Annotated in this window: 9 protein-coding genes; 2 read left to right on the top strand and 7 right to left on the bottom strand. The window is 43.1% G+C overall.

Going from position 1 to position 12,579, the window contains the following annotated elements; genetic code table 11:
* Positions 1–326 precede the first annotated feature (326 nt).
* Positions 327–971 (bottom strand): hypothetical protein, encoded by a 645-nt coding sequence (locus ACI2JM_RS02565; RefSeq protein ID WP_404641878.1) that lies wholly within the window; start codon positions 969–971, stop codon positions 327–329.
* A gap of 519 nt (positions 972–1,490) precedes the next feature.
* On the opposite strand from ACI2JM_RS02565, the gene ACI2JM_RS02560 reads away from it, so the two are divergent.
* Positions 1,491–1,763, top strand: coding sequence for an HU family DNA-binding protein (locus ACI2JM_RS02560; RefSeq protein WP_045445077.1), 273 nt, complete (start codon positions 1,491–1,493; stop codon positions 1,761–1,763).
* Between the two features lie 383 nt (positions 1,764–2,146).
* Positions 2,147–4,021, top strand: coding sequence for a SurA N-terminal domain-containing protein (locus ACI2JM_RS02555; protein WP_404641875.1), 1,875 nt, complete (start codon positions 2,147–2,149; stop codon positions 4,019–4,021).
* Positions 4,022–4,223: 202 nt separating this feature from the next.
* On the opposite strand, the gene purH is transcribed toward ACI2JM_RS02555, so the two are convergent.
* The 6 genes from purH to mrcB all read right to left on the bottom strand — a co-directional run bounded on the left by purH (position 4,224) and on the right by mrcB (position 12,453).
* Positions 4,224–5,804 carry a bifunctional phosphoribosylaminoimidazolecarboxamide formyltransferase/IMP cyclohydrolase gene (purH, locus tag ACI2JM_RS02550; RefSeq protein ID WP_404641873.1) on the bottom strand — a complete coding sequence of 527 codons (1,581 nt, stop codon included), beginning with the start codon at positions 5,802–5,804 and terminating at the stop codon, positions 4,224–4,226.
* 153 nt (positions 5,805–5,957) lie between these two features.
* On the bottom strand, positions 5,958–6,317 hold the full coding sequence (gene fis / locus ACI2JM_RS02545; protein ID WP_201538869.1) for a DNA-binding transcriptional regulator Fis: 360 nt from the start codon (positions 6,315–6,317) through the stop codon (positions 5,958–5,960).
* Between the two features lie 275 nt (positions 6,318–6,592).
* On the bottom strand, positions 6,593–7,885 hold the full coding sequence (locus tag ACI2JM_RS02540; RefSeq protein ID WP_404641870.1) for a DUF3426 domain-containing protein: 1,293 nt from the start codon (positions 7,883–7,885) through the stop codon (positions 6,593–6,595).
* 196 nt (positions 7,886–8,081) lie between these two features.
* Entirely contained in the window at positions 8,082–9,008 is a 927-nt protein-coding gene (gene prmA, locus ACI2JM_RS02535) for a 50S ribosomal protein L11 methyltransferase (RefSeq protein ID WP_201501574.1), read from the bottom strand.
* 122 nt (positions 9,009–9,130) lie between these two features.
* The gene (locus tag ACI2JM_RS02530; RefSeq protein WP_404641868.1) at positions 9,131–9,940 is read right to left on the bottom strand and encodes a tetratricopeptide repeat protein; all 810 of its coding nucleotides are present in this window, start codon (positions 9,938–9,940) and stop codon (positions 9,131–9,133) included.
* A gap of 35 nt (positions 9,941–9,975) precedes the next feature.
* A complete protein-coding gene (gene mrcB, locus ACI2JM_RS02525) occupies positions 9,976–12,453 on the bottom strand; it encodes a penicillin-binding protein 1B (RefSeq protein WP_404641866.1) in 2,478 nt (825 codons plus the stop codon).
* Positions 12,454–12,579 lie beyond the last annotated feature (126 nt).

Raw genomic sequence — 12,579 nt, 5'->3', positions numbered from 1 at the left:
AATCCTGAGTAATTTAGTCAAGATTAAAGTGTGGTTGAATGGTTAATCGAGCTTATCACTATGATTGATAAAAACAATGGTATTAAAAGGAGGGGCTATAAGATTGAAAACATTGATTCCTAGTATTTTTGAAATACTAAAATACAGTCTTGAGGTTTGCGTCTTACGTTTTTTGAACTTCTATCAATTATATTAGGGCGTGCTGAATGTTCCATACGCCCTAACTATCTAAGCGTTTAATATGTCTTAATCAGCATCAAACGCGTTTGGTAAAGTAAGCAACCTTTCATTGTTAAGCTGACATTGGTAAGTCGTTGTTGGCGAAATTAATTCATTAATAGCACGATAATGGCTGCGATCATAATGACGAGAGCAGACACGGTGACGATTATCAGGGTTTTTTGTTTGCTCTGTAACTCTTTAACCGTGATTTCGAGCTCACGGTTTTTAATAGTTAAAGTGTTTATTTGGGTTTGTTGCTCTTTGATGCGTAATTTATAGCTGTCCTTTTTGTCAGCCATTTCAGCTTCAGTAGGCTTGGTTTTACCTTTGCCACCTTTTATCTTTTTAATAAGACCTTGAATTAAGCTGCCAAGACCGAGTTGCATAATAAACTGCTTGACCACCTGTACTTGAACAGACTCACCGCGCATTTGTAGTTTTTCGGTGGTTTCGCTGTCATGAGTGGTGATCGCATTGATCACTTGGATGCTATAGGCATTAATGATGACGTCAGGTTCGCTGCGGTCAATAGGTAACTCTGCGTCTAATAATACGCCTTTGGTGCTAAAAGTGGCAAACACCTCAACATGCGGTAGATACAAGCGTAGCGCCACGACAGTACCTTGCTTGGCAAGTGGGTAAGCGGCTTTACGTAGTTCGGGATCTAAACGTAACAATAGTGTCAGCGCCGACTCGATGAACACCAGAATGATATTAAGAAAAGAGTGAGACAACGTAGAACGCTTCATGTAAATAATCCGTTTTATATTTGGCAAATTAGAGGTAAAAGACAAACAAGAGTCAAAATTGACCCAAAAGGTGCAGTGATATTTTGCTTATAGTAACGCCTTTATAATAAAAAGTAACGCTAGTTTCTGTCAGTTGGGAAATTATTACTTTACAATTTGGTAATCAACAAGGACACAGATATTTATGACTGGCGATGCCTCAGTATGAGATGACATCTCTTTGAACGATAAGGCAGTATAGAGGTTGACTCGCTAAGTCGAAGTTACGAAAAGCCAAGGTGACTAGCAGTTATGACAGTTGCAGAGGCTTTGCGTAACATTGAGTGTCAAATACGTAGTACAGTAGGCAAAAATATGTAAAATCGCTTGCGCTCCTTATGCTGCCTTGATATAAAGACGATAACAAAGCGAAACCTGTTAATACGCCAGTCAGGCAGTTTTTATTGCTTAAATGCTATGAGAGCGTTACAATGCTTGGCGTGAGCGTTTATTATCCCCCTTAAACTTGAAGGAAATTTTATGAATAAGTCAGAATTAATTGATAGCATCGCAGACAAAAGTGGCCTAAACAAAACCCAAGCTGGCGATGCATTGAATGCTGTTATGGAAAGTGTTGGTGAAGCGCTAGAAGCTGGCGATAGCATCTCATTGGTTGGTTTTGGTACTTTCAGTGTAAAAGACCGTAAAGCACGTACTGGCCGTAACCCTAAGACGGGTGAAGAGCTTAGCATTCCAGCAAGTAAAGTACCAAGCTTTAAAGCGGGTAAAAACTTAAAAGAGCGTTTAAACTAAGCCGTTTTATTAAAAACGGATGCTGTATAACGACGTGATATACGAACGAACACAGCATTTACTTAGTAAAGCACTATATGATTTATAGCATGGCTGAAAAGTCATAATATGAATCATAAAAAAGCACCTAGATATTAGGTGCTTTTTTTATCGCTATAGTTTGTATCATACCACGTGAATATTTTGAGTCTGCATCAAAAATCACGTATCATAGGGCGCGCGATAGATGCGTTGTTTAAATAAGGCCGTTTTACTCAGTCTTGTTGTTCTATATCAAATTCACACGTTCTTATTCTTACCATTGCCTGCTTAGATAGCATTGATATTAATAGTAATATTACAATGGTTTTTCATCAATATAGGTTTATAAAGCAGAGATAACTATGGATAAATTGCGCGATTTCTTAAAAAGCTGGCCAGGTCGCATTTTATTGATTTTATGCCTATCGCCGCTCGCTCTATTGGGTGTCGAAAGCTATTTTGGAGGCGGGGTCGATCCCAACCAAGTCGCTCAGGTGGGTGAAGCAAGCGTAGGGTTGTCCGAGTATCAGACTGCCGTAAATAACCGTCGTACTGAAATACTAGAACAAGTTGATGATGCCAGTCTATTAAATGAAGATGTGTTGCACGAGCAGGTGCTCAAAGGTCTCATTGATCGTACGCTATTGGAGCAGCAAGCGGGCAAGCTTGGTATGACAGTCTCTGATGACACGATTAATCGTTTATTGCGTGAAGAAGAAATTTTTAAGGACGCAGAAGGCAATTTTTCTAACGACCAATTCTCAAACTTCTTGCGCCAGCGCGGCATGACTAAAGATCAGCTATTTGCTGAGTTTCGTAACCAGTTAAGCCTCGACCAACTCAATGCCAGTATTGTTGGCACGGCAGTATATCCAATGCAAGCGGTAAGTCAATTGATTGACTTACAACTTGAGTCGCGCAATATCTGGCTGCATCGATTTAATTGGCAAGACTATGCAGATCAGGTCAAGTTAAGCAAAGGCGATATACAAGCCTATTATGATGCCAATAAAGACACGCTAAAAAGTGCGGCGATGGTAGATTTGGCATATTTGCAATTAAGTCCTAAAACCATTCAAGTGAATGAAGTTACGGAAGAAGATTTGCAGCAGCAATATGAAGCTTATAAGCAAGGGCTAGCGGTCGTCGATGAACGTAAAATCAGTCAAATCCTATTAACGGGTAAAGATGCGAAGACCAGAGCGGCCAAAATCAAAGCTCGCTTGGATAAAGGTGAGTCTTTTGCCGCATTGGCTAAAACTGAATCAGATGATCCATCAGGAGCAACAGGTGGCGATATTGGTACCTTTAATCCCTCTGTATTTGGTAATGATGCTGCAGCGGTTGAGCAAGCTTTAGAGGGCTTAAGTATGGGTGATGTAACAGCACCTATTAAGACTAGCTTTGGCTACCAGATATTTACCGTAACCGAAGATAACGGTAGTAAAATCCCAAGCCTAGAAAGCATGCGTGCAGAGCTGACAGCAAAAGCCAAAGAATATAAGCGTCAAGAAATCTATGCAGATAAAGTGACAGCGATTAATGACTTGGCAGCAGATGGCTTTAGTATCGAAGACATCGCTCAGCAAGAGAACGTAACGCTAAAACGTATCAAGGATTATCGTAAAGAAAACAACAAGTCTGAGCTATCACAACCAGCAGTGATTAAGCAGGCTTTTGATGAGTTTACCATTCAAGATCAGGCAGTAACCGCAGGTATCGAAGTCGGTAACGGTACGGTATGGGTGCAACCAAGCAACTATCGTCCTACGAAAACGCTTAGCTTAGCTGCTGCTACACCAAAAATCACTCAGATATTACGTCAAGAAAAGGCCACGGCGTTGGCGCTAAAAGAGGCGAAGAAACTAGCCGCTGGTATTAAAACGCCTGCTGATATCAATAAACAGCCAGTACGTTTTCAATCATTAGGTGAAGTGAATCGCCAAACCACTCTATTGACAGAGAAAGAACGCGGATTGGCCTTTAGTCAGCAAGCAGCTAATAATGGCGTCGTTGCTATTGCCAGTGAGACTGAGATGGGCGCGACTTTGTTGGTCGGTGATCGTATTAAAACAGAGGAGCAGTCGCCATTATCTGATGTGCAAAGAGCACAAACAGCTGCCATCATTCGTGATAACTTGGGGCAAGATCAGCTACAAGATTACTTGGATTATTTACGTTTGGTGTATAAAGTTGAAATTAATGACGCCAATATAGCAAACGCGCAAGGGCGTTAGAAATAAAGCTATTAAGGAAAACTTGAGATACTTACTTAGTCATTCTTTCTAAATAATCTTCTCAAGTTTGAAGCATAAAAAAGCCACTGTCTACAGTGGCTTTTTTAATGAGTATTACTTTTATCATAAAGATTTAGCATTAATGGCGATACGAAATTCAATATTGCTATCAATGCTACTATTCAAAGTGATACGGAACAATTTAATGGCGGAAATGACGCATACCAGTGAATACCATCGCGATGCCATGCTCATTTGCCGCAGCAATGGTTTCATCATCACGCATAGACCCACCTGGCTGGATAATAGCAGCAATACCGACTTGGGCAGCGTTATCGATGCCATCACGGAAAGGGAAGAAGGCATCTGATGCCATAACAGCACCTTCAGTAGCCAATCCAGCGTGCTCAGCTTTGATAGCAGCGATACGCGCTGAGTTGACACGGCTCATCTGACCAGCACCAACACCGATAGTACGCTGACCTTTGGCATAAACAATCGCATTAGATTTGACGTATTTTGCCACATTCCAGCTGAATAATAGATCGGCGATTTGCGCTTCTGTTGGTTGTACATCAGTGACAATCTTTAAGTCATTGGCTGTAATCAAACCAAGATCTTGCTCTTGTACTAGCAGGCCACCATTGACGCGCTTGTAGTCAAGCTGACTATCGCGTTGATCTGGCGCTGGCAGTTCGCCGCACACCAATACACGGACATTTTTCTTAGCAGCTGTCGCTTCAAGTACACCATCTTCGATGCTTGGTGCAATAATAACTTCTACAAACTGATTGTCGATAATGGCTTTAGCCGCCGCCAACGTCAATGGGCGGTTAAAAGCAATGATGCCGCCAAAAGAAGACTCAGGGTCAGTACTAAAGGCAGTGTTATACGCGGTTACTTGATCGTTATCGACAGCGACACCGCAAGGATTAGCATGCTTAACGATAACGCAAGCAGGGGCACTAAAGGCTTTCACGCACTCAAGGGCAGCATCAGTATCGGCGATATTGTTATAAGATAGCGCCTTGCCTTGCAGTTGCTTAGCAGTCGCTATAGAGGCTTGTTGGCTTTTTAGCGGATGGTTTTCTGTATAAAAAGCGGCGTTTTGATGTGGGTTTTCGCCGTAGCGTAGGTCTTGTGCTTTTTCGAGCTGCACATTAAAGGTACGTGAAAAATTCTCAGGTTGCTGGTTTTCATTGACACGGCTACCTAAGAAATTGGCAATCATTCCGTCGTACTGTGCAGTATGCTCAAAAGCCTTCACTGCCAAGTCATAGCGCAAAGCAGGTGTCAGCTCGGTGCCATCATCTAAAGCGGCAAGTATGCGCTCATAATCTGCTGGATCAGTCACGATACCCACATGAGCGTGGTTTTTCGCCGCAGAACGCACCATCGTAGGACCACCGATGTCGATGTTTTCGATAGCGTCGTTCATGGTGACGTCAGCACGAGCAATGGTTTCTGCAAACGGATAAAGGTTGACGACAACCAAATCAATACGCTCAATCGCGTGCTCACTCATTACGGCATCGTCTGTACCACGGCGTCCTAAGATGCCACCATGAATTTTAGGATGTAGCGTTTTGACACGGCCATCCATCATTTCAGGAAAACTTGTGTAATCGGATACTTCGGTCACAGCGACATTGTTTTCTGTGAGTAAACGATAAGTACCGCCAGTAGACAGTAAGTCAAAGCCTGACTTAATAAGGCCTTGCGCAAACTCAACGATATTGGATTTATCAGAGACTGACAATAGAGCAAGTGGGGTTGTACTCATAAGAAAATTTCCATAAAAAAAGCCTGACGTAAACGTCTGGCAAGGTGACAATGACAATTGTTGTAGACAATATCATGGTGGATAGCGTCAATAACGTTAAATTGCCATACATAATGATTGGTAATAAAGACAGAGAAATGCATATAGCAGATGCTACATTAAGTCATAAGTTTTGAGTTTTTTGCGTAAAGTGCCACGATTCAGACCTAAGATTTGTGCACACTTGGTTTGATTGCCTCGAGTTTTTTCAAGGACAACCGATAATAGTGGCTCTTCAATTTGTTTTAAAATAAGCTCATACAAGTCGGTCGGCATCTCATCACCTAGCATCGCAAAGTACTGTCGTACCACACGCTCCACATGTACGCGCAGTGGTTCATGCCGCTGGCTCGCATCGCTGTCTAATGAGGAGTCAACATGACGAGTTGAATGATGGTTAGCTGTACTATAATCGGCAGGATGCTCAGAGCTTGTGGCAAAATGATTGGCATTATGCTGTGCATGAGGTGCCATAAGATAATGTCCTTGGGATTGGAAAGAGTCAAACCATAAGATATCAGGGTATTATATCAAATTAATATCGTTTAGCGCTGACAGATTAACCTTATATTGGCAGCAGTATGACTAGGGTATATGCTTATTATTATAACATTGCCACAAAATATAACTGGCTGGTTCGCACTTGCATCACTATTGAACTTGCGACCTGCCTACGTTTTTCTGACGATTAAAGTTTTAAGAGACGAGGTTGTTTATAGATAGACAGTATTTTGTTGGTAATTATCCATTCAATACAGAGGACTTATAGTCACTTCTCGAATTTGTCTATTAGCAACAGGGATGGTAAATAATATGTTTCGACTACTGTCCGCCGCTAATTGGCTTTGCTTGCTTAATAGATAATCAGCTGGCGTGGCGATGAATTCTCCAATCATATCATTTGCGCCGTATACGCTGACTTTAACATTCGGATATAGCTGTGCTTTGGCACTTTGATTGTTTAATGTGGCACTGACATCGCTCGACTTTCCATCCATCTTAATCTTACTCGATTTATGATTAAGGTTGGTAATCGTGAATGCTGTTAGATCGGCACTAGGTAAACTACAGGCAGCGACTGCACATACTGATTGTAAGCGCTCTGCATGCACTGGGTTTTTCATCAAAGTTTCTAGATTAAAAATGACGTATTGAGCAAAAAGTAGCAGTGCTAATACTAAGCATCCTAGCGTCCATAGTAAGGATGCGATAGAACGTCTCTGCGGCGTAGGTGTAAACTTTGCTTGTGCTTTTCTCACACGCTCTTCGGAGGTTAACGCTTCATCTTTCAATGGTACACCCATATCGAGCAATAGTTGTGATAAGTCGGTATCGTCTTGTCGAACCTCTTCGCTTTTATTTTGTTCTTTTAGGAGTTTTTCGAGCCAAGAATTGTCCGCAGTATCATCCACATTGGCATGAATATCATTAGCGGCTGCTGAACTGAGCGCTATTTGTGCTGATGAGGAATTTTCTGTTGTAGCATCAGATGATACTTTCACTGATGACCCGTTGTTTTTATCTGTTTTTTTAGAGAGGTTACTTGTTGGTTGGCTGTCTGCTGTAGAAGTATAACTGCTATTGTTCATATTGCTGGCTTGAGTCAGCCAAGCATCCATACTATCTAGAGAATCATACTCTAAAACGCTTTCTTCTGGTTCATCGCTATCCATATCATCATAGATTAAGCCGTCATGAATCAAATCATCCTCAATTAAAGTATCAGATGAAACATTTTTTGAATGTGGAGGAGTGAGTGGTGACTTAGCAGTGCCTGCTGCATGTTGATTTTTATTATGATTGTCAGCGTTTTGTGTAGAATGTCTATTTGAATCGGCTGTCGTATTGGTGTCAGTCGTTGTATTTTCTTGAATCGCGGAAGTACTGACAGCATCGGCAGTGAGGATAAGATGTTTATTGACCAAAAAACTCTGTTGGCATTGATCACAGCTAACCGTGGCGTTTACTTTATTCAACTGTGTTTGCTGTATTTTAAAGCAAGCTTGGCAATGAGGGCACTGAGTTTTTATGGGCGTGGTCATAGGGTCGAATCCAAAAAATTATGGTTATCAATACCGCTTAGCCACTCGCTAATAGTTGCCTATAGTGCTAATACTGCCTTTCGTATCAGCTTTAAATATTAGCTGTAAATGTCCATAAATCATGAGTAAGGACAGAGTGGCGTCAAATGCATGACATTTGACTGCCCTCTATCGTAACAGATGTAATTAAATGTTGCTAGCCTGTAAATGTACCAGATAAACGCTGCCAATGTTGGTCTTCTTGCGCTGTAAAAGCATGCTTTGCATCAAGCGCAAAATAAGGTTGATAAGCCGCCGTTACTTGTTCGGTTTGTGACTCTATTAGACCGGCCAAGACAATGCGACCTTTTGGTGCGATTAAGGTGGCGAAGTAAGGCGCTAAGCCAATGAGCGGCTTGGCTAGAATGTTTGCAACGATTACGTCTACAGGTAACACATCATTTTGTGCGCAGTAGTCAGTGAAGTCTTCTGGCAAAAACGCTTGCAGACGATCCCCAACGTGATTGCGTGCGGCATTTTGATTGGTTGCCAGCACTGCTTGTGGGTCGATATCGACGGCATATACGTGGCGTGCACCTAATAACAAAGCAGCAATACCTAAAATACCTGAACCGCAACCATAATCAATCACCACTTTGTCTTTTAGATCTTGTTCTGTTAACCAGTCAAGACATAAGCGGGTAGTGGCATGATAGCCTGTACCAAAGGCTAGGCCAGGGTCCATAATAATGTTAGTCGCCTCAGGATTGGGCGGCGTCAGCCAGTTGGGTACAATCCATAAATTATTGGCACATTCGATAGGATGGTAATTGCTCATCCATTCGCGCTCCCAATCTTTATCATCGACAGCCGTGAGCCAGATACGAGTGGCTTGCACTTGTGCTGCGATTTCATGACTGAGCTGCTCGACTGCCTGACGACTGCCAGCATCGGTAGTCGCATCAAATAGCCCTGTCAAGATAACCTCATCCCATAGCGGCGATTCACCAGGTAATGGCTCAAATAAAGGCTGGTCACCTGCGTCGTCTAAGGCGATGGATAATGCACCTGCTTCTAGGAGCAGTGCCTCAGCCAAATCGACGTTTGCTTTTTCACATTGTAAATGCAGTTGTTGCCATGCCATAACGATAACCTTAATTAAAAATAAATGTCTATTTTGGATAAATGATGCGTATGCACAATATAAAAAGTGAATAGATACCAAGTGATAAACTTAGTATCTATTCACTTCGCTATGTCTTGATATTAGCGTAGGGCTTGCTTCGCTTCACTGATGACGCGAGCGTTGCCTTGGGCTCGTCCTGATTGCAAAATAATTTGCCAAAGCGCGCGGCGACGACTGGTATCTTGAGAAACACTCAGACCACGGCGTGCCATGGCTTCTGCCTTGCGCGGCTGGTTCTTTTTCAATGCCACTTGTGCCAAATAGAAATACACCGCAGAAGATTTAGGTGCTAGGCGCTGAGCACGGGTAAAGCTGTTTTCAGCATTGGTCAGTTTGCCAGCTTTTAGTTGACTGATACCTGCTTGCATCAAATTGCGAAATGCTGGCAAGTTACTATTATTAGTGGTAGCTTGCTGTATCCGTTGCTGCGAGTTTTTTCTTGCCTGTTCTAGCAATTCGTTGTGTGACGGTGCTGACGGCTCAGAGATGATGTAGTCATCACGCGATGGGATGATAATAACTGGATCAGGTTGGGTCAATACAGGATTAGATGGTGTAAATACAGGCGTCTCTTGAGTCAACGGATTGGTTGATTCGGCTGGTTCGGAGGAATTATAAGGCTCAATGGGGTAATCATCCTCGTCCTCTGTTCTGACAATGGGCGCTTGCGTCACAGTCGCTATGGGGGCTTTAGCTGTTTGCGATGATGGCAGCGTTTGAGTCGGTACCGTTTTTATTGCGGTAGATGCAGTCGGCGCAGTCTGACAAGCGCTCAAACTCAACATGCCAGCTAGAGCACTGACTGCCAGCATCGTATTGGCTGGCTTGATTTTGATAGACCGCGTTATGACGGCTGACCTAGCTGATACAGTTTGCTTGAGAGATAACATTAAGTTGAGACCTTTTTTAAGTTTCACAAATAACTTTAGAACCATTCAACGGCACGATCATACCAAGTATCGGCACGACTTTCTGCATCATTACCATTTGACCCATCACTGTTTTCTTGGTTGTCACTATCAACAGCTTCACCATTTGGAATCTCTAAACCTTCACTACGGCGCTGCTGGTTTTGTTCACGAGCACGATCTTGTTGATATAAGCCGACAGCGCAACTGCTGGCTTCTTCTGGTAAATATGCCGACAAGACAGGCAGATAGCGTGCATCTGCACAGCGCTCATTAGACAACTTGCCTGAGTTGTTCTCTAACCACAACCATTCAATACCTTCAGGCTCTGGTAGTGCTACAGGCGTCAGCTTCAAGCGATTCATATAGTCAACCCAAACTGGCAATGCGCCAGTACCGCCGCTTAAACCAATTGGCTTGTTATCATCACGGCCAACCCAAACCACACTGACATAGTTGCCACTGTAGCCTGCAAACCAAGCGTCGCGGTAATCATTTGTGGTTCCTGTTTTGCCAGCAAGATTTAGATTGCTACCAAGTGATTGCACGCGTTTGGCAGTACCGTTTTTGACCACATCTTGTAAAGCATAGTTAATTAAGAAGTTGGTTTCAGGCGGAATACTACGCTGAGTGTTGAGTCCAGTACGTTGTAAAATACGACCACGGTCATCAATGACAGTGCGAATACTATGGATAGGCGTACGGAAGCCACCAGTTGCAAAGACTTGATATACACCAAGCATGTCCATTGGGCTAAGATTAACAGAACCTAACAATGCTGACGGGTAGGGTGGTATTTTTTCTTTAATACCCATGCGCTGTAACTGCTTGGCAAAGGTATCGACCCCAAACTCCATACCTAAGCGTACCGTTGCTTGGTTATAAGACTTTGATAAAGCGGTGGTAAATGGCACATAACCATGGTCACGATTGTCATAGTTCTTGGGGTTCCATTTAGTACCATCGCTTAGATTCACGGTAATCGGTGAGTCATCGACTGAGCTTGCAAGATTATAGCGTCCACTTTCAAGTGCTGTCATATAAATAATAGGCTTCAATAACGAACCCACTTGGCGCTTGGCATCGACCGCACGGTTAAAGCCGGTAAATTCACTGCCACTACCCACCACAGAGACCAGCTCACCAGTCTCAGGATTGGCACTCACTAAGGCACCTTGCAAGTCTTTAGTTTTGCTACTATTACGACGCAGCTCACCCAATTTTCTATCAACCGCTTTGTCTGCGGCTAATTGTGCAATAGGGTCCAAAGTACTGATAATGATAAGACCTTCATTTTTGAGGTCATCAGAATAGTACACGGTATTCAGCTCGCGCTTGACGATATCCAAAAAGTCAGGGAATTGACTTTTGCCTTCGACAGGTTTGTCCACGACACCAAGTGGCTGCTTTAGCGCTTTTTCATAGTCTTCTTGACTGAGTGAGCCAACGGCCAGCATGTTGCCCAGCACGACGTCACGGCGCGCTTTTGAGTCGTTTGGATGGCGACGTGGGTTATAGATACTCGGGCCTTTTGCCATACCGACTAGCAGGGCTTGCTGATCCAAGCGCAGCTCATTCAGTGGTTTATCAAAGTAAAACTGTGATGCCAAGCCAAAACCATTAATAGAGCGGTTGCCGTTTTGACCCAAATAAATCTCGTTGAGGTACGTTTGTAGAATTTCATCTTTGCTATAATGTAGCTCGAGCAATACTGCCATCAACGCTTCGTTGGCTTTGCGCTTCAGCGTACGGTCTGAATTGAGATAGAAGTTTTTAATCAGCTGCTGAGTGATGGTCGAGCCGCCTTGTCTAGAGCCACCAGAGAAGTTGTTCAGTACGGCACGTGCAATGCCTCGTATAGAGACGCCTTTGTGCTCATAAAACGCACGGTCTTCCGTGGCTATTAACGCATCAATGAGTGGTTGTGGCACTTCATCTAACGAGACGACCAAACGATCTTCATTACTGTCAGGATAAATACCACCGATACTCACCGGCTCTAAGCGAATGATGCCGCTTTTGGCAGGCAAAGTGCTTTGTACGGACTCAATCTTGTTACCAGCAATGGTCATTTTTATGACTTGCTCTTTATCCACATCGTTGGCGCTATAAGTAAAACCGCGAGTATGAATAAAGTAGGTATTACCTGATCTATGATAGGTTCCCGTGCGATCATAAGCTTTGTTGCTTTGATAGTTCAGCAACTCCAGCCATGTCTTCATCGTATCTTTGTCGACACTCGCGCCTTGATACAATTCAAGCGGCTGCGAATACACTTTAGCAGGGATATCCCAGCGCTTACCCTCAAACTTATGAGTAATGGTGCGATCAAGTTTGATTAAATATAGCGCCAAGAGCACCATGCCAGCAATAATGACAATTAAGATAAGACTACTAAATACCAACCCACGCTGCTGTGAAGGGAGCGTGTGGTTAACAGATTTAGAGGGCTGTGTTAACTTGGTATTTGGTAACTTGGAATTGGATGTTTGCACTGATGTCGCACCATTTTGGTATAAAAAACTGCCTCATAATGACGCAAATTGACAAATTTTTCAATCTATCATCGTCAACGCAGGCATTCATTGATTTTAAGCTGTGAGTCGTTAAGCTCTTCACAG

It is taken from the genome of Psychrobacter sp. NPDC064578 (assembly GCF_044901245.1).
GTDB classification, from domain to species: domain Bacteria; phylum Pseudomonadota; class Gammaproteobacteria; order Pseudomonadales; family Moraxellaceae; genus Psychrobacter; species Psychrobacter cibarius_C.
Note: the sequence above shows the minus strand (reverse complement) of the source record. Positions and strands in the feature narration are given on the sequence as shown.

Bases quoted from the DNA above. Each gene is read 5' to 3' on its own strand.
- ACI2JM_RS02565 (WP_404641878.1), bottom strand. From the start codon at position 971: ATGAAGCGTTCTACGTTGTCTCACTCTTTTCTTAATATCATTCTGGTG.
- ACI2JM_RS02560 (WP_045445077.1), top strand. From the start codon at position 1,491: ATGAATAAGTCAGAATTAATTGATAGCATCGCAGACAAAAGTGGCCTA.
- ACI2JM_RS02555 (WP_404641875.1), top strand. From the start codon at position 2,147: ATGGATAAATTGCGCGATTTCTTAAAAAGCTGGCCAGGTCGCATTTTA.
- purH (WP_404641873.1), bottom strand. From the start codon at position 5,804: ATGAGTACAACCCCACTTGCTCTATTGTCAGTCTCTGATAAATCCAAT.
- fis (WP_201538869.1), bottom strand. From the start codon at position 6,317: ATGGCACCTCATGCACAGCATAATGCCAATCATTTTGCCACAAGCTCT.
- ACI2JM_RS02540 (WP_404641870.1), bottom strand. From the start codon at position 7,885: ATGACCACGCCCATAAAAACTCAGTGCCCTCATTGCCAAGCTTGCTTT.
- prmA (WP_201501574.1), bottom strand. From the start codon at position 9,008: ATGGCATGGCAACAACTGCATTTACAATGTGAAAAAGCAAACGTCGAT.
- ACI2JM_RS02530 (WP_404641868.1), bottom strand. From the start codon at position 9,940: ATGTTATCTCTCAAGCAAACTGTATCAGCTAGGTCAGCCGTCATAACG.